Raw genomic sequence first — 18,825 nt, 5'->3', positions numbered from 1 at the left:
TCCAAGGGCATTTCATGTATTCAGCCTTAACTTCGTTGCGACAAGCTTCTCTGCCATGGCTATGCGGCGCCCTCCTGGGCGCCGTTAGCCTCTATGTCAGCACGCCCGCTCAGGCGTTGACCTATAAGGAGCGCCAGAAACTAGATCTTTCCTCTTATACGGTCACCGACACCGATGCTTCTTATTTCGACGTCAATCGGCGCCGCGCACTGCTGAAGACAACAGATAACCCCATTCTGATCAATCAGATGGATCAGCTCAGAAACGGGGAAAGCTGCCGTCAGCTGCTGGCCATACCCACCCTGGACGAGGAGATTCGCCTACCCGGCTTCTATCCCAGTCCGGATGCCTGGCGCCTGGCCTCCGAACCCATGTTTCAGTTCGAGGGCATGGTCTCGGACCTGGCGGGCAGCTACATGGCTACTGGTGACGACTACTATTCAAACTGTCTCGTCAAAGTGCTTGACCGCTGGGCGAAAAGCGATGCCCTATTCGATTTTCACTACTCCAGCGATGACCGACAAGCCTGGTACGCCACCGAATCGATGCTTTTCGCGGCCGCCATGGCCTACTCGATCGTGCGACCCGAAGTCGATGGCATGGAAAAAGAGAAATCCCGTATTAATGCGTGGCTCAATCGCCTCGCCCACAACCACTCGAGCATCCCCGGAGGCCTCGACGGCAGCTGCTGCAACAATCACTTCTACCGGCGAGCGGTTTATGCCTCGATGATTGGCGTATTGACCGAGGATGATGAGCTATTTCGTTTTGGGGTCAGTGCCCTTTATTCCGCCTTGCACGACCTCACCCCGGAAGGTGGATTACCACTCGAGCTGGAACGGGGGCGACGCGCCACCCACTATCAGAACTATGCCTTGCTGTATCTGATTACCAACATGCAGATCATCTTTCGCCAGGGCTATGACACCTTTTCTCTTGAAGTCAATGGCAACGATATTCACCCTGCCGTCGACTATGCCATGGCAATCATCGAAGACCCCACCAAGCTTGGCGACTATGCGCCCCACGAGCAATATCGTGGCTTCATGGAAGATGGCCAGTATTTTTCCTGGGCAGATATCTATCTGTCACATCACGACGATGCTGCACTCGAAAAATTCATACGGCCCTATCGGCCGTTAGAAAACCGCAGTGCAGGTGGTTACATCACTCTATATTTCCTGGATCCAGAGGCGCAACGATTGGAAATCGCCGATGACACGGTAGAGGAAAAAGCCGAGGTCATACTTCCAGATGCAGACTGAGTCGCTTGTTTCGCAACGATACAACCCGCTCCAAGAGGGCACGAAAAGTGAAACCCATACTTACGAAATTTAGCTATTTAGACAGCAACGTTACAAAGCAACTTACTTTGGTAGCGTCTCTGGCCCTGCTAGGCGGCTGCGCCGCTGGCGGAAGCAGCCATATGGACGAGGTACGCGCCAGCGTCGATCCTCAGTATTACGACTGGTTCGACGGTGGCACTCCGGCGGACATGAGTTCATTCGACTGGCAACACGTCGACTTTGCCTACCAGGCGTTAGAAAACGGCAATGTCAACGAAGCCACAAGCATCTTGCGCTCCATGCAGGCCCAAGGATTCCCGCCGGGCTATTATGAGCTTGGTCGCATATACGACGATGCCATCGGCGTGCCCCGCAACCCGAGCAAGGCGGCGAGACTCTATGGTGAATCGCTGCGTAATCCATCGAACATTCTGGATAACGCCTCCTTGCGCCTGGGCCGGCTTTATAGAGACGGTGACGGGGTAGAACGTAACCCTACCCTCGCGTACTTCTTGATACGCCAGGCGGTAGAACAGGCTGAAGGTGACAACTCCAGCGCCAAGGTAGACCTGGCCGAAATGCTACAGACCGGTCAAGGCGTCGAGGCTGATCCGGCCCGCGCCCAAGAGCTATACGAAGAAGCCGCAGAGGGCGACCAGGCTCGTGCCAGTATAGCCCTGGCCGAGGCATATGCGCCCGGTGGCTGGCTGGAAGAGAACCCGCAGCTTTCTCGAAAATACGCCGAACGCTACGCCAGGGCTCAAGAAGAACCCGCTCGAAACGGCGATCCCCGCGCCATGATCAATCTGGCCAGGGTATATGCAGAAGACGGTCTGCTTGGCCACCAGCCGGTACTGCATCGGCAGTGGTTGCTGGCCGCCGCCGATACCGGTGATCCCGATGCAATGGGAGAAGCCGGCGAACTATTACTGGCGAGCAAATCCGCCGAGGAGCGTCAGCAAGGCCTGGAACTACTGCAGCGCGCCGCTGAAGCAGGCGACCTGGAAGCCACGACCCAGCTAGGGCGTGCCTATCTAGGCAAAGGCACGATCGCAAAGGACCCCGCCAAAGCGGAACGCTGGTTAAAGGCCGCCGTCGACAAAGGCTCCACCAATGCTGCGGTATTCCTGGGCAAAGCCTACTTGGCCGGAGACGTGCTTGAACGCGACACGCAACAGGGTATCCGCTTGCTTGAGCAGACCGCCCAGAAAGGCGATCCCTTGGCCTATACCATTCTTGGCGACGTCTATCTCACTGGCGAGAGCGTTCCCGCGCAGCCCACGCGGGCTATCGGCTATCTGCAAAAAGGTCATGAGGGCGGTAACGAATACGCAACAGCCCTGTTGGGTAACGCCTACCTGAATGGCAACGGCGTGCCTCCGGACCCCGTTCGCGCTATCCAGTATCTCTCGGATGCCGCCCAACGCGGCCAGATATTCGCTACTCGCCTGCTTGGCGAAGCCTATCTCGAAGGCGAGGCGATGGAGCTCAATACCGTCGAGTCCGAACGTCTGCTGCGCAAGGCTGCTGCTGCCGGCGATACCTCGGCGGCCACCAAGCTGTCCGAAGCCTATCTGGACGGCACCATCAAGAGTGAACGCGCCAATGAGGCGGTTGGCATGCTTGAGGAGGCCGCCAAGCAAAACGACGCCTATGCCATGATCGTGCTGGGTCGCGCTTATCGAGAGGGCACCGGGGTGCCGCGAGATTTTCAGCGTGCAGAATATTGGCTCCAGCAAGCCCGCGATGCCAATCATCCCTCAGCGAAAGACGCACTGGCTCGCAATTATCGTGCCGAGGGTCAGCTGGGCGATATCAATGCGTTGCGCAAGGCGGCAGAACTGGGCGACGTGCCCGCCATGGCGGATCTGGGTCGTGCCTATCTCAATGGCATCGGCGTCGGGGCAAACTATTCTCAAGCCCGCCGCTGGCTGACTGAGGCAGCAGACGAAGGTCACGGCGGAGCCACCGCAACCTTGGGGCGCATGTACCTTCAAGGCAAGGGCGTGAATCAGAATTCTCAGCGCGGCATCAACTATCTGGAGCGCGCCATGGCCCAAGGTCACTCAGGTGCCAAAGCCGATCTGGGAGAGATACTGCTCAAGGGTGAGCTTGCCCCTGCCGATCCGCAGCGGGGCCTGGCATTGCTGGAATCCGCAGCGCCCTATGAATCTTCGGCGCGCATCGTTCTCGGCCAGGCCTATCTGACCGGGAACGGTGTCCAGCAAGATGCCGCCAAGGGCAAAGAGTACCTCGTCGAGGCCGCAGACGGCGGCGACCCTTACGCCGCCCAGTTACTGGGTGCTGCCTATATGCAGGGCAAAGGCCTTGAAGAAGATGGCGAACTGGCGGAAAAGTACCTCCAACAGGCGATTGCCGCCAACGATCAGACCGCACGTCAAGCTCTGGGGCGCGCCTTGCTGTACGGCAATCAAGCCGTCGAGCAGGATATCGAACGCGGGCGCACGCTGCTGGTCGAGGCCGCGGATTCGGGGCACGCGGGTTCCATGGCCACCCTTGGCCGCGAATATCTGCGCGGTAACATCCTGCCCCAGGACCGTGAAAAAGGTACCGAATATCTGTTTGAAGCGGCTCAAAAAGGGCATCCCACGGCGCGGCTCGCTCTCGCCAAAGCCTATCTGTGGGCTAATGGACTAGAGAATGCCAGCCAGGAGCAGGCGCTGGTATGGCTGGATACCGTGATCGATGGCGACAGCGGGAATGCCCTGGTGATCCTTCGTGAGCTTCTGACCGATAAAGAGGCGCTTGAGGCAGCGGCAGGAGAAAACCAGCAGATCTAAACGCTCATGACGCCTGCGACGGATTGGCCGCAGGCGTTGAAAGAAGCTGGATCGACTCAATTGAAAGCGCTGACTCAACCTGGTTGAGTCAGCGCTTTTTTTGTGAGCATCATGGATTTTTCAAATCAGCAACTTGCAGATCAGCTGGCTTGAAATGGGTTCCGCAACACGATGGTTTCGTTGCGATCCGGCCCCGTCGAGACGATATCGATCGGCGTACCGGTCTGCTCTTCCAAGAAGCTTATATACGCACGCGCATTGTCGGGCAGATCATCGAGTCGCTTGATGCCAAGGGTCGAGTCGTGCCAGCCAGGCAAGTCCTGATAGATGGGCTCTACCGCTTCATAGCCTTCCGAATCCACCGGTGTGTCGAGTTCGTCGCCGTTCTTGCTGCGATAGCCGGTGCATACCCGGATGGTTTCCAGACCGTCAAGCACATCAAGCTTGGTCAAGCAGATACCCGACACGGAATTGATCTGTACCGCGTGACGCAAGGCAACGGCATCGAACCAGCCACAGCGGCGTGGCCGCCCGGTGGTGGCGCCGAACTCGTGGCCACGTTCGGCCAGATGAAGACCGAACTCGTCGAACAGCTCCGTCGGGAAGGGCCCCGACCCGACCCGGGTGGTATAGGCTTTCGTGATACCCAGCACATAGTCGAGATACAAGGGCCCCACGCCAGACCCGGTCGCAGTGCCTCCCGCCGTGGTGTTGGAGCTGGTGACGAAGGGATAGGTCCCGTGATCGATATCGAGCAGCGATCCCTGAGCCCCCTCGAAAAGAATGTTGTCGCCGGCTTTGCGCATGGCATGCACCAGACTGACCGTGTCGCATACCATCGGGCGCAGCTCCTCGGCCATGCTCATGGCCTCGTCGAGGACCTGCTGAAAATCGACGGGTGGTTCACCGTGGTAATGCTGCAGCACGAAATTGTGATAATCCAGCACTTCACCGAGCTTCGAAGCGAAGCGCTCGCGATGCAGCATATCCCCTAGACGCAGCCCTCGCCGAGCCACCTTGTCCTCATAGGCTGGGCCTATGCCACGCCCCGTGGTACCGATCTTGGCCACGCCCCGCGCCTTCTCCCGAGCTTGATCGAGATGCACATGATAGGAAAGAATCAATGGACAGGCTGGCGACAGGCGCAGGCGCTGGCGCACCGGCACGCCCTTGGTCTCGAGTTCCCGTATCTCCTTGATCAACGCTTCCGGCGAAAGCACGACGCCATTGCCAATTACGCAAATCTTGTCATCACGCAGCACTCCCGAGGGAATCAGATGGAGTACGGTCTTTTCCCCGTCAATGACAAGCGTATGGCCTGCGTTATGTCCGCCCTGGAAACGTACTACCGCCGACGCCGATTCGGTGAGCAGGTCGACGACCTTGCCTTTGCCTTCATCGCCCCATTGGGTGCCCAATACCACTACGTTCTTGCCCATTGCTTCCTTCTCTTGATCGTCTGATCCGTCTTTTTACTGGAATGACCACTCGACTAACCTTGAATATCGCACTGGCAGCATAATTTCATTCGTTTAATGAAGAAACATGCCAACCATCCTTCGTCTCTACCAGGCGGCGATTGCAGCGATGTTCCGCAGGGCCGGTACTCTGCCCGGGAAGTGCCTGAACGATCCGCTCGCCTGCCTCTCGCAAGCGTCCGATCTGCTCGACCAGGCGCTGTCTGGCCGGCTCGGTCTCACATACCGGCGCCCAGATACCATCTTCTGCCGGCGGATGCTCCGCCAGGGACGCCAACAATTTCAGATCCATCGAAAATCCCGTCGCGGGGCGAGCCCTCCCGAATACCTGGCCGGTATCATCATAGCGTCCACCCTTGACCAATGCCTGCCCATAATGAGGCGCGTAGGCAGCAAATGTCATGCCGGTGTGATACTGATATCCGCGTAGATCCGCCAGATCCAGATAAAGCGTGACCTCCGGATAGCGATCTTTCACCCCTTGATATAACGCCTGCAGTTGATCGAGCGCCGTCATGATCGTATCGGAAGCGCCCGCAAACAGTGCACGCGCTTCATCCAGCACCTGTGCACCGCCATGCAGAGTCGTCAGTGTCTTGAGCAGTGTTGCCAGCTGTGCGTCCTGAATTTGCTTATCGACCTGTTTAGCCACATCACCGGGCGATTTGCGTTCAATTGCCTCGAACAAGGCGCGCTGACTCATGGGGTCCAGATCTACTGCCGAGATCAGGTCGCGATAGATGCCGATATGGCCCAGGGCCAGATGGATTTCCTCGGCGCCTGCGGTCGTTAAGCTCGACAGCGCCAGGTGCAGAATTTCCAGATCGGCTTCCAACCCGGCATGACCGAACAGCTCGACCCCTACCTGCACCGGGCTTCGTCCACCTTGATACTGATCCGCTTGGGCGCGCAACACCGAGTTGCAATAGCACAAGCGCGCTGGTCCCTTGCGGCTCAACGAGTGGGCATCCATGCGGGCGACCTGAGGCGTGACGTCAGCGCTCGCCCCCATCATGCGGCCGGTCAACTGGTCGGTAAGCTTGAATGTCTGTAAGTCAAGATCGGTTCCGATGCCGGTCAACAGCGAGTCGAGAAACTCCACCGGCGGCGGCATCACCAGATCGTAACCCCAGCGATAATAAAGATCGAGCAAGGCACGGCGCAGCTGCTCCATGCGTGTCGCCTGGGGCGGGAGCACTTCGTCCATGCCATCGGGAAGAAGCCAGCGGTCAGCGATGGTCATCGGTTCTATCCTGCCAGAAATGAATGGCCACAAAAAAACCGGGCCTCGCCCGGTTGAGAAAAGATTTTACCATGTTTGCTCTGCGGGTGTACCCCGCAGAGCCATGTCGCCGGCTACTCTCCGCTTGAACTGGAACCTGACCCCTGGGGCTTTGGCCCTTGCAGATAGCGGAAGAAGTCGCTGGAGGGGTCGAGTATGAACAAGTCGCTCTTGTTGGCGAAGCTCTCGCGATACGCGTTCAGACTGCGATAGAAACGGAAGAATTCCGCATCCTGCTGGTACGCATCGGAATAGATAGCAGCAGCTTCCGCATCTCCTTGTCCACGAAGCGTCTCGGCACGCGCCCTTGCTTCGGCAAGCAATACCTGTTGCCGGCGATCGGCGTTGGCGCGCACTTTCTCGGCCTGCTCCTCACCTTGAGCACGATACTCCCGGGCTTCGCGGTTACGCTCGGTCTGCATGCGCTCATAGACCGCTTGCGTTACCTGATCCGGCAAATCGATACGCTTGATACGAATATCGATGATCGCCACCCCAAGCTCGTCCCGCAGCAGCTTGTTGAGCTGCTCCGTGGGACCGGACATCAGGGCATCACGCTTCTCGGCAATGATTTGCTGGAGCTCGAGACGACCGAACTCGTTACGCAGGCTTTCGTCCACCCGAGGGGTAATCAGACGTTCGGCGGAAAGTTCGTCTCCCGAGGTTGCCTCGTAGTACCGGGTGGGATTGATGATCTGCCACATGACGAAGGAATCGACGATGACCGCCTTCTTTTCCAGGGTCAGATAGCGACTGGTATCTGTGTCCAATGTCTTGATACGCACATCGAAATTGCGAATCGTCTGGGTGACGGGCACCTTGAAGTGCAATCCCGGTTGAATGTCCTCTTCAATGATTTCACCGAAGCGCAGCTTCACTGCACGCTCGGTTTCATCGACGATATACAGACTGTTGCTGCCTACCCAAGCGACCACGGCCAGACCGGCGACGATGAGCAGGGAACGATTGTTGATCATTAACGGCCCTCCCTGCGGATGCTGTTGCTTGTTTGGGACTGGTTATTATTGCGCAAGCGGTCGAGCAGACGTGGGTCCATGCCCGCTTGGCCACCGGATTGTCGAGCTGTATCTTCGTTGCTCTCAGCCGAACCACCCTGGTTCTTCTGTAGCTGGTCCAGGGGCAACACCATCAAGGGGCTGCTTTCGCTGATATCCACCAATACCTTGCTGGTACTGCTGAGCACTTCGGACATGGTCTCGATGTACATGCGATCGCGCATTATCTGCGGCGCGTTGCGGTATTCGGATAGCAAGGAATTGAAGCGATTGGAATTACCCTGGGCGTCCGCAACGACGGATTCGCGATACCCCTGAGCCTGTTCAATCATGCGCTGTGCCTGACCCTGAGCTACCGGGATGATGGCATTGGCATAACCGATTGCCTGGTTGATGCTGCGCTGGCGATCCTCTCGCGCCTTGATGACATCGTCAAAGGCTTCCTGCACTGCATCCGGCGCCGAGGTCGACTCGACGTTGATCGTCTGGATCGTCACGCCAATATTGTAGTTGTTGAGATAGGTTTGCAGACGCGTGGATACCGTGTCCGCAAGCAACTCACGACCGGAGGTCAGGATCTGATCCATTTCCGTGCCCCCCACAACGTGGCGCAAGGCGGAATCCAGCGCGTTCTCGATGGTAATATCCGGATTACGCACATTGAGCACGAAATCAGCCGGATCCGCGACCCGATACTGAGCCGACATCTCGACTTCGACGATATTCTCATCCTGAGTCAGCATCGACTTGGTCTGTGTGATCGAGCGCACCCGCGTGACATTCACCATGCGAACATCATCGATCAATGGCGGGTTCCAGTGCAGCCCAGGATTAACGATCTCCTGAAATTTACCGAAGCGCAGCACGACGCCACGCTCCGATTGATCGACGAGATAAAAGCCGGTTGCCGCCCAGATGGCAAGGGCAACGATCAACAGCAGCCCGGGCAAGGCAAACACGTTACGCTTGCCTCCTCCCGTACCGCCATTACCACCGCCACCGCGCTTGCCTCGGCCACCACCTAGCATCTTGTTGATCTTGTCCTGAAACTTCTTCAACGCCTCATCCAGATCCGGCGGGCCCTGATTATTGCCACCGCCGTTGCCACCGCCGCCGTTACCGCTGCCGCGTCGGCCTCCGCCACTCCAGGGGTCGTGCTGATTGCCACCACCGCCAGGCTCATTCCAAGCCATACGTCGTCTCCACTAAACACTGTTTGCGATATGCATCGATTGTGTTGTTTTCAAGGCTCATACATACCCGCTAGGGCTGTTCTTGAGCCTCTTCAGACCACCCCATCGACTCCCTGTCCTGCGGTGGCAGGTAATCCTTGGCGTTTTCACCCAGCCGCGCAAGCAGCTGCATCAAATCGCGCCGTGGCAAGCGTATATCGAGCAGGATGCGCCCCTGCTCGTCAAAGGCCTCTTCGCGCACTGCGTCAAGGTCGTGCAGGCCAGCCCGCAATTTGCCTTGTTCCGGTAGCAAGGTGAGATGCGCCTCGATGACATCTTCAGCCAGGCGTTCGGATAGCGCTTGAGCCAATAGTTCAAGCCCCTGGCCTTTCTGTGCCGACAGCCATACGACCTCTGGCATTCCATCACCGTTGCGCTCGATACGCGGTGCACTACCCAGTAGGTCAATCTTGTTCATGACGCGCAGGCAGGGCACTTCCGAGGCGCCGATCTCCTCGAGAACGTTCTCCACTTCGGTAATATTGAGCTCACGATCCGGATCGGCAGCATCGATCACATGGATCAGCAGCGCTGCCTCATTGGCTTCCTGCAAGGTTGCCTGAAAAGCTTCGACCAGCTTGTGCGGCAAATGCCTGATGAAGCCTACCGTATCCGCCAGAATCACTGGCCCGACATCCTTGACTTCCAGCCGCCGAAGCGTCGGATCGAGAGTCGCAAACAGCTGATCCGCGGCATACACCTCAGCGTCAGTCATGGCATTGAACAGCGTCGATTTTCCCGCGTTGGTATAGCCCACCAGCGAAAGACTGGAAATATCCGCCCGGGAACGCGCGCGACGATTCTGTTCACGTTGGCTGCGCACCTTGTCGAGCCGCTTATGGATCGACTTGATCCGACCTCGCAATAGACGACGGTCGGTCTCGAGCTGGGTCTCCCCCGGGCCACGCAACCCGATGCCACCCTTTTGCCGCTCAAGGTGGGTCCACCCCCTCACAAGGCGGGTAGACATGTATTCCAGCTGCGCCAGTTCTACTTGCAGCTTACCCTCGTGAGTACGCGCACGCTGCGCGAATATATCCAGTATCAACCCAGTGCGATCCAGCACTCGGCACTTCAACGTGCGTTCGAGATTACGCTCCTGAGACGGACTCAGTGCATGATTGAAGATCACGAGTTCGGCAGCGTGAATGGAGAGCAATTCGCGTAGCTCCTCCACTTTACCGCTGCCTATGAAGGCACGTGGATCAGGTCGGCGCCGACTGCCCTGCAACAAAGTTGCCGGTTCGGCGCCGGCGGAACGCACAAGCTCCAGGAATTCTCCCGGATCTTCGCGCTCCTGCTCATCCTGAAAGTCGACATGGACGAGTACCGCCATCTCACCGGCGTCAGGTCGTTCAAAAAACAATCAAGGCCTCGCGATCGGTTATTCCTGCCCCACCATACTTGGGTCCTGGGCCGGCAAGCGTACGTTACGCGAGGGCACTACCGTCGAGATGGCATGCTTATAGACCATCTGACTGACAGTGTTACGCAATAAGATAACGAATTGATCAAAAGATTCGATCTGCCCCTGTAGCTTGATCCCGTTGACCAGGAAAATGGATACCGGGATGCGCTCCTTGCGCAGGATGTTCAGATACGGGTCTTGAAGGGACTGCCCTTTGGACATTTTGCTCTCCCTAACTGTCTCTATAATGTTGATATCGTTGTCGTCTAATTCGCTTGGGCAAGATACCCCACGGTTCGATAAAATCACTCACCACACCGTCCTTGCGAAAGTAGTATCTTACGCTAAGTACCGCTCTGGCGCACGATCTTCAAAACGTTTTGTAACGCTGTCGCTGCATTAGCATCCACCCAGTGAAGCCTAGGCCAACTGCGAAGCCAGGTCAGCTGGCGCTTGGCCAATTGCCGGGTGGCGACAACCCCTTTGCAAACCAGCTCCTCTTTATCGTAGACCCTATCCAGGTATTGCCAAACCTGGCGATAGCCTACGCTTTTCATCGCCGGCAGCCCCAGATGCAGGTCCTTGCGCGCCTTGAGTGCCGCCACTTCATCGATGAACCCTCTTTCAAGCATGAGGGTAAAACGACGTTCAATACGCTCATGCAGGACGCTGCGCTGAGCCGGCGCGAGACCAATGGACAACGTTTGCCAGGCAAAGGTTTCTTCACGTTGCTCACGCCACCACTCACTCAACGGTTTTTGACTGCTGCGCTGAACTTCCAGAGCACGCATCAAACGCTGAGGATCGTTGGGATGAATGCGTCGAGCGGACTCGGGATCGACTCTCTCAAGTTCGGCATGCAGCGCCCCAAGCCCTGCACTGGCGGCCCACTCCTCAAGCTCGGCACGAATCACCGGATCGGTGGCGGGAAGATTGCCCAAACCGCCGAGTAGGCTCTTGTAGTAGAGCATGGTGCCCCCTACCAGCAGCGGGATACTGCCTGCTGCGGTGATTCGTCGCATCTCTCCTTGCGCATCCTCCCGAAACTGAGCTGCCGAATAGGGTTCGGCAGGATCGCGAATATCGATCAAACGATGCGGCGCGCGCTCAAGTTCCGCAGGCGTGGGTTTTGCCGTGCCAATATCCAGGCCACGATAGACCATTGCGGAATCGACACTGATCAATTCAGCGCCCAGACGATTCTGCAGCGCCATGGCCAGATCGGTCTTGCCGGAGGCCGTAGGCCCCATCAGCAAGATGGCAAGCGGCCGATCCTCGTTCATGTCGGCACCCTCTTACTGCCCGCGTAGAAACAATTTATCCAGCTCCCGCATCGACATCTCGGTCCAGGTCGGGCGACCGTGATTGCACTGGCCGCTACGCTCGGTGCGCTCCATGTCGCGGAGCAGCGCGTTCATTTCGGCAATGCTCAGACGACGATTGGCCCGCACGCTGCCGTGACAGGCCATGGTGGAGAGCAACTCGTTAATATGCGCCTCAAGACGATCCGAACGCCCGTAGCGCTCGAGATCCGACAGCATATCGCGGATCAATGGTTCTACATCCGCCTGGGCCAGCAGACTAGGCACCTGACGTATAAGCAGGGTTTCCGGGCCCGCCACATCAAGTTCGACCCCCAGACGCGAGAACGCTTCACGGCTCTGCTCTGCGGTTTCCACCTCCGCGGCGCTCACGGCTAGCGATACGGGAACCAGTAAAGGCTGAGCATCCAGCGCCCCCTTGTTTCCAGCGTCATCGCTATCGGCGCCAAGAGTCTCGGCACCCAGGAATACCTGCTGCTTCATGCTTTCATAGGTAATGCGCTCATGGGCGGCATGCATATCCACGACCACCAGCCCTCGGGCGGTTTGAGCGAGAATATAGACGCCATGAAGTTGCGCGATGGCATAGCCTAGGGGCGGCGCCTGGGTTGGGTCGTCGTGCGGTAAGGTGGGTAGCGTTGGCGCTGTCGCATTGACCTGACCCTGATGGGGGCCTTCATGCGTCTCTTGCCCGTCCAAGACGGATGGCTGGGGCGTTAACAGGCGCTCTTCATGCTCCGGATGCAGGGCTTGATAGCCAGCCATGAACTCTCGAACCCGCTCGGCGCCTAGCCGAGCCCTGTCATCCTGGCCAGTTCGTAGCGCCATCTGCTGTTGCCAGCCTGGCTGTGCATGAGAAAAGCCGGGAGACGACGATACATGGGAATGATGGACCACCGTGTCCGAGGCCTGCTCGCTTTCGCTGTCATTTTCCGGGGAGGCGTGAACATTGGGCCGCGCCTCACCAAGCGCGCGATACAGGCTCGAAAACAGAAAATCGTGTACCAGGCGACCGTCACGGAAGCGCACCTCATGCTTGGTGGGGTGCACATTGACATCGACCACCATGGGATCGAGCTCCAGATAGAGCACGAACACCGGATGGCGACCGTGGAACAGCACATCGCGATAGGCCTGGCGAATGGCATGGGCAACCAGGCGATCCCGCACCACCCGACCATTGACGAAAAAATACTGCTGATCCGCCTGGGCCCTGGAATGCGTCGGCAATCCGACCCACCCCCATAACCGAAGGCCCGAGGCCTCAATATCAAGATGAAGCGCATTGTCGAGAAACTTGCTGCCAAGTAGCGCACTGATCCGGCGTTCACTTCCTGCTGCATCCTGGGCAGAACGCAGCTGATGCAGCGTCTTCTGATTGTGACGCAACGTCCAGCCAATGTCATAACGGGACAGTGCCAGACGCCGGAACACCTCCTCCACATGGGAAAATTCGGTCTTCTCGGTGCGCAGAAACTTGCGTCTTGCCGGGGTATTGAAGAACAGATCTCGCACCGCCACCGATGTGCCACGCGGGTGAGGCGCCGGGGTGACCCGGGACTCCATGTCACGGCCTTCGACCACGACCCGCCAGCCGGCAGTGGGATCGTCCGTGGCGTTGGACACAAGCTCGAGCCGGGATACCGAACTGATCGATGCCAGGGCTTCGCCGCGAAAACCGAGACTCGCGACCCCTTCGAGGTCTTCGAGGGAGTCGATCTTGCTGGTGGCGTGACGGGAAAGCGCCAGCGGCAGATCCTCTTCGCCGATACCGCCACCATCGTCACGAATCCGTATAAGCCGGGCGCCTCCCGCCTCTAGCTCCACTTCGATGCGTCGACTGCCGGCATCGATGGCATTCTCGATCAGCTCCTTGACTACCGAAGAAGGCCGCTCGACCACCTCGCCGGCAGCAATCTGGTTGGCCAATCGCGGATTGAGAACATGGATACGTTGCGTCTGGGTCATCTCGTCTCACTGAGAGGGGGTCTACAAAATGCCTGCACTCGGCAATACGGCGTTGAAATTGACCTTAAAATGCTCATTTACTCCAGTAAACTGCGCTTTTTCGTTCAATTTCGCCTTGTCTTGTCTTCGTTCGCCTGTTTTGTAACCCCCCCCTGACTATATTAGGGAAATGAATCAGCCTCGGGGAATATGCAACACCTGTCCTACCCGAATCACGTCGCCGTTCAACTCATTGGCTTGTCTTAGACTCTGCACCGGCACCGAATGCTGCGAGGCGATCTCGGACAGGGTGTCTCCGGGCTGGATACGATACTCGTTGGTTTCACCGCCGCGCTGACGATCCCGCTGCCAAGCCAACATACTGGCCGGTGGCGGGTTACGCCTGAAATGCGCATTAATGCCGGCAAAAATGGCCTTGGCTAGTGTGCGCTGGTAGTTCGAACTGCGCAGGCGCCCTTCTTCATCGGGATTGGAAATGAATCCCGTCTCGATTAGCAGTGAGGGTATGTCCGGCGACTTGAGTACGGCGAATCCCGCCTGCTCGACCCGGGGCTTATGCAGATTGTTGATCTGGCCCAGCTGATCGAGCACCTGACCGCCGACTGCCAGGGAGTCATTGAGGGTCGCGGTCATGGTCAGATCGAGCAGCACACCGCGCAGCACCTTGTCCTTGTCAGTCAGATCCAGATTGCCGTCGACGCCGCCGATCAGGTCAGACCGATTCTCACTGACCGCCAGCCATTTGGCGGTCTCCGAGGTCGCGCCACTCTGCGACAGGGCGAACACCGAACTACCGTTGGGGCGCGGGCTCTTGAACGCATCTGCGTGAACGGAAACGAAGAAATCCGCTTTCTGGTCCCGAGCCAACAGAGTGCGCTGGCGCAAGCCAACATAGTAGTCGCCGTCGCGAATCATCACCGCCTTGAAGCCGGGCGTACTGGAAATGATCTTCTCGAGTTGGCGAGCGATAGCCAGCACTATATCTTTCTCGCGAGTGCCTCGAGGCCCTATGGCGCCGGGATCTTCGCCACCGTGCCCAGCATCCACGGCAATGATGATGTCCCGCTTGGGATGTGGCATCGCCTTTTCCTGCGCTACCAACGTTGCCTGTGCATCGCGATCACCGCTTGCCTGGGCTTCCGCCAGGGCACGATCCGTTGCAATCTCCTGCTCGCGAATCTTGGCTTCGATAGGATCGATGGGATTTTGTATCGCGCTCGCGCCCGGGTATTCGAGATCGACAACCAGACGGTGACCATAGGTGTCATTGGGCGCCAGGGTGAAGTGCTTGGGATCAACCTCACGGCTGAGATCCAGTACCACTCGTAGATCGTCGCCATTACGCTTGCCGGTTCGAATGCCGCTGATGGCGCTTCCGCTCAGATCCAGGCGCGAGGTATCCAGCTGCAGCTGACTGTCGTCAAGGTCGATGACCAGACGACTCGGATTGTTCAAGGAGAAAACATTGGCCTTCGTCGCGCCGGACAGATCGAAGACCAGACGCGCGTGATCCGGAGCCGCCCAGATACGCAGATTATCCACATCACTCGCAAGCGCCGATAAAGGCGAAATCGTCAGCAACGCCGACAGCAGTAGCATGCCCGATCGCTTCGAGCGCGACCGAGCGCTTGAATAACACCGGTGACGAATCTTGTTCAACCATTTCATGAAGTGTTGCGGGTCCTTTCTATAGCTTGCATGTAGAACAAGCGCGCTAACACGACTGCGCCGGAACGAGCGCATCGAGCCGTGCAAGAACGTTTTCACCGAGGGGCGAGTTCGCCGTCAATCGAGCCTCGCGCCCAGCATCGATGACACACAATACAATGACAAGATCGGCAGCCGGCAGCCAACCTTGACCACGCACGGGCCATTCGATCAAATTCAGGCTGTTATCCTCGAATAGATCTCGAGCGCCGATGAACTCGAGCTCTTCCGGATCTCCAAGACGATACAGATCGAAATGATTTACCTGAATTGATCCAAGCTGATACGGCTCCACCAGGGTGTAGGTCGGACTCTTGACCGCTCCTTGATGCCCGTAGGCGCGCAATACCCCCCGAGCCAGAGTGGTCTTGCCTGCTCCCAGCTCACCCTGAAGATGTACCTGCCCACGCCCTTCCAATGCCTGGCCCAATGCCTTGCCAAAGGCGATCTGTTCAGTTTCGTCGTGCAGAATATAAGAGGCGTTCATTGTTCAGTCGGTCATACCGGGATTCGCCAGAAAACGTCCATAGGATGCCAGATCGCCTGCCAGCAGGCCACGTTCACCCGCATCGAAAGCGGCATGATCCGCTGCCAGTGCATGCAGGATGACACCCACTTGCGCGGCCTGCTCTATCTCGAGCCCCTGGGCAATGAGTGCGCCTAGCATGCCGGACAGAACATCCCCCATGCCACCGCTGGCCATGCCAGGGTTGCCATAAGGGCAGACCGCTACTCTATCCGGGCCTGCCACCAGGGTGCCGGCGCCCTTGAGCAGGATCGTGCCGCCGCGCTTTCGTTGCAGCGCCCGGATTGCCGACAGACGATCCGCCTCTATTTTCTTTGCACTGCTATCGAGAAGCCGCGCCGCCTCGCCGGGATGCGGCGTCAGCACCCAGTCGTCACGTTTTTCCTCGGGCCAGTGCGTGGCCAGCAGATTCAAACCGTCCGCATCCACTACCAACGGCTTGTCTGAGGCCAGGGCAGCTTGCAGCATGCCCTGGCCCCAGGCGCCCTGACCCAGCCCGGGCCCGATCACGATCACGCTAGCGTCTTCGAGCAGGGGTTTCACGTCGCTTACGCCACGCACACCCCGGGCCATGATCTCCGGGGTGCGTATCAGGCTTGCCCCGACATGCTCCGGCGCCGTTGCCAGGCTGATCTTGCCCGCCCCCAGGCGCGCTGCTGCTTCACTTGCCAGAAGCGCCGCGCCACCGAATCCGGGTGCGCCGCCAATGACCAGCACATGACCGAAATTGCCCTTGTGGCTGCCCCGCCTTCGGGGGGGGAGCGCCTTTGCGATCACTGATATTTTCAGCAACTCCGCCACCGGGGGCAGGTCCTGATGCATCTGTGCCTCGATATCCAGCGGGCGGAACACCACGTTGCCCGCATGATTGGCGGCTTGACCCGTATGAAGACCCAGCTTGTCGGCGATGAAGGTCACCGTGACGTCCGCGACTACCGCGCAGCCCAGCACCGCACCGGTATCCGCGGCGAGCCCGGACGGAATATCGATGGCCAGCACCGGCAGATCGCTTGCGTTGATCGTTTCGATCGCTGCCGTGTATGGCTCGCGTACCTCACCGCCGACCCCGGTGCCCAATAGTGCGTCGACGATGACATCGCCCTCGAGCGCTATATTCTCTTGCCATGGAACTGCATCGACACCGGCTGACTCGGCCATTTCGGCGGCGCGCGCCGCGTCGCCCTTGAGCTCCCGAGGGTCACGAAGGGCAACCAGTTGCACCGAGAGTCCACCCTGGGCCGCCAATGCCGCCATTACATAGCCGTCTCCGGCATTGTTCCCGGCGCCACACAGCACGCACAGGCGCTGCACGCCTGGCCAGCGCAGACGAATCTCATCATAGGCCGCCCTGGCGGCAAGCTGCATCAGATCGAAACCATCAAGACCCTTTTCCCTGTCGGCTGCGATCGTGCGTCGATCGATCTCGCGTACCTGCTCCGCAAGGTAAAGCGGATGTTCGTAATGCCGCGACATGTTGGCGTCCTTTTGAGATATGTCCATTCCACGCCATGATGGTAACGGCCTTTACGAGCGTTTTTCAGTAAAAACCGACTCATGTCGGTACTTGAACAGACTGACGGACAATGCGTATTAGTGTAGTGTGCATCGTATCGCATCGGCCTGATTCGCTTTCGCTTCCATCGTTTTTCCACGCTCGCGCTTGCCACTTTTTATACGCTCATGGCCTATCACTACACCCCCCTCGATACTGATTTTCATGCCCTCGCCCAGCGTATCAAGCACTGGGGCCGGGAGCTGGGGTTTCAGCAGGTCGGTATTACCGACACCGATCTCGAGAACCACGAACGCTACCTCGAGCGCTGGATTGCCGCCGGCCATCAGGGTGAAATGGGCTTCATGGCCAAGCACGGCACCAAGCGCACCCGACCCCAGGAGCTGGTGCCGAAAACGCTGCGAGTGATCAGCGTACGCATGGACTATTTGCCACCGGAAGTGGAAACCACCCGCGTTCTGGGCCAACCGAACAAGGCCTATGTCTCGCGCTATGCGCTTGGACGGGACTATCACAAGCTGATGCGCAAGCGCCTGGCCACCCTGGCCAAGACCATCGAGGAGGAAGTCGGCCCTTTTGGCTATCGCGCCTTCGTCGATTCCGCTCCGGTCATGGAGCGCGCCCTGGCGCAAAAGGCCGGGCTTGGCTGGTTCGGCAAGAATGCCATGCTGTTAAACCCCAAGGCCGGATCGCTGTTCTTTCTCGGCGAACTCTATACCGACCTGCCGCTGCCCATCGATGCCCCGTTCGAGAGCGAGCACTGCGGTAAGTGCTCCCAGTGCCGGATCGCTTGCCCCACCGGCGCCATCGTCGATGACAAGATCGTGGATTCAAGGCGCTGTATCTCTTACCTGACCATCGAGCTTCACGGCAGTATCCCGGAAGAGTTTCGCGAGGCCATCGGCAATCGGGTCTACGGCTGCGACGACTGCCAGCTGGTCTGCCCGTTCACCCGATTTACCCGGGTAAGCCGGGAAGAAGATTTCGCGCCGCGTCACGATCTCGACCGGGCGGAGCTGGTGCGCCTGTTCACCTGGAGCGAAGAGGAATTTTTAAGCAAGACCGAAGGCAGTGCCATTCGGCGTATCGGCTATGAGCGCTGGCTGCGCAATCTTGCAGTGGGGCTCGGCAATGCGCCCTGGAGCCAAGCAGTGGAAGCCGCGCTGCGCGCACGGCTGGCCTACCCGTCCGATCTGGTGCGCGAACACGTGCGCTGGGCCCTTGAGCGCCAGCACGAAAAATCCAGAGAGGTCATCACCGCAGTCTGACGTCGTACCGATGTCTGT

At 58.5% G+C, this 18,825-nt stretch carries 14 protein-coding genes; 3 read left to right on the top strand and 11 right to left on the bottom strand.

Annotation, left to right across the window (positions count from 1 at the left end; translation table 11 throughout):
* Positions 1-14: 14 nt before the first annotated feature.
* Positions 15-1,265, top strand: coding sequence for an alginate lyase family protein (locus H7850_RS13815; RefSeq protein ID WP_227370172.1), 1,251 nt, complete (start codon positions 15-17; stop codon positions 1,263-1,265).
* A 161-nt stretch (positions 1,266-1,426) separates the two neighbouring features.
* Positions 1,427-4,087: an SEL1-like repeat protein gene (locus H7850_RS13810; RefSeq protein ID WP_227370171.1), complete on the top strand. Its 2,661-nt coding sequence runs from the start codon at positions 1,427-1,429 to the stop codon at positions 4,085-4,087.
* Positions 4,088-4,227: 140 nt separating this feature from the next.
* Here H7850_RS13810 and H7850_RS13805 read toward each other — a convergent pair whose 3' ends face one another.
* The 11 genes from H7850_RS13805 to H7850_RS13755 form a co-directional block, all read right to left on the bottom strand.
* Complete coding sequence (locus tag H7850_RS13805; RefSeq protein WP_227370170.1) at positions 4,228-5,526, bottom strand: adenylosuccinate synthase; 1,299 nt, start codon at positions 5,524-5,526, stop codon at positions 4,228-4,230.
* A gap of 85 nt (positions 5,527-5,611) precedes the next feature.
* A complete protein-coding gene (locus H7850_RS13800) occupies positions 5,612-6,808 on the bottom strand; it encodes an ATP phosphoribosyltransferase regulatory subunit (protein ID WP_227370169.1) in 1,197 nt (398 codons plus the stop codon).
* Between the two features lie 113 nt (positions 6,809-6,921).
* Entirely contained in the window at positions 6,922-7,824 is a 903-nt protein-coding gene (hflC, locus tag H7850_RS13795; RefSeq protein WP_227370168.1) for a protease modulator HflC, read from the bottom strand.
* Positions 7,824-9,056, bottom strand: coding sequence for an FtsH protease activity modulator HflK (gene hflK, locus H7850_RS13790; RefSeq protein WP_227370167.1), 1,233 nt, complete (start codon positions 9,054-9,056; stop codon positions 7,824-7,826). The genes hflC and hflK overlap by 1 nt, the downstream gene beginning before the upstream one ends.
* Before the next feature lie 70 nt (positions 9,057-9,126).
* A complete protein-coding gene (hflX, locus tag H7850_RS13785; RefSeq protein WP_227370166.1) occupies positions 9,127-10,461 on the bottom strand; it encodes a ribosome rescue GTPase HflX in 1,335 nt (444 codons plus the stop codon).
* A gap of 18 nt (positions 10,462-10,479) precedes the next feature.
* Positions 10,480-10,725, bottom strand: a complete 246-nt coding sequence (gene hfq, locus H7850_RS13780) for an RNA chaperone Hfq (protein WP_048308298.1) — start codon at positions 10,723-10,725, stop codon at positions 10,480-10,482.
* Positions 10,726-10,847: 122 nt separating this feature from the next.
* The gene (gene miaA / locus H7850_RS13775; RefSeq protein WP_227370165.1) at positions 10,848-11,786 is read right to left on the bottom strand and encodes a tRNA (adenosine(37)-N6)-dimethylallyltransferase MiaA; all 939 of its coding nucleotides are present in this window, start codon (positions 11,784-11,786) and stop codon (positions 10,848-10,850) included.
* A 12-nt stretch (positions 11,787-11,798) separates the two neighbouring features.
* Positions 11,799-13,793 (bottom strand): DNA mismatch repair endonuclease MutL, encoded by a 1,995-nt coding sequence (gene mutL, locus H7850_RS13770; RefSeq protein WP_227370164.1) that lies wholly within the window; start codon positions 13,791-13,793, stop codon positions 11,799-11,801.
* Between the two features lie 174 nt (positions 13,794-13,967).
* Complete coding sequence (locus tag H7850_RS13765) at positions 13,968-15,392, bottom strand: N-acetylmuramoyl-L-alanine amidase (RefSeq protein ID WP_227370163.1); 1,425 nt, start codon at positions 15,390-15,392, stop codon at positions 13,968-13,970.
* Positions 15,393-15,507: 115 nt separating this feature from the next.
* Positions 15,508-15,987, bottom strand: a complete 480-nt coding sequence (gene tsaE, locus H7850_RS13760) for a tRNA (adenosine(37)-N6)-threonylcarbamoyltransferase complex ATPase subunit type 1 TsaE (RefSeq protein ID WP_227370162.1) — start codon at positions 15,985-15,987, stop codon at positions 15,508-15,510.
* A gap of 3 nt (positions 15,988-15,990) precedes the next feature.
* A complete protein-coding gene (locus H7850_RS13755) occupies positions 15,991-17,499 on the bottom strand; it encodes an NAD(P)H-hydrate dehydratase (protein WP_227370161.1) in 1,509 nt (502 codons plus the stop codon).
* Positions 17,500-17,706: 207 nt separating this feature from the next.
* On the opposite strand from H7850_RS13755, the gene queG reads away from it, so the two are divergent.
* A complete protein-coding gene (gene queG, locus H7850_RS13750; protein ID WP_227370160.1) occupies positions 17,707-18,807 on the top strand; it encodes a tRNA epoxyqueuosine(34) reductase QueG in 1,101 nt (366 codons plus the stop codon).
* Positions 18,808-18,825: the final 18 nt, after the last annotated feature.

This window comes from Halomonas sp. M20 (genome assembly GCF_020622265.1).
Lineage (GTDB): Bacteria > Pseudomonadota > Gammaproteobacteria > Pseudomonadales > Halomonadaceae > Modicisalibacter.
This window is presented reverse-complemented; position numbering and strand designations above follow the sequence as displayed.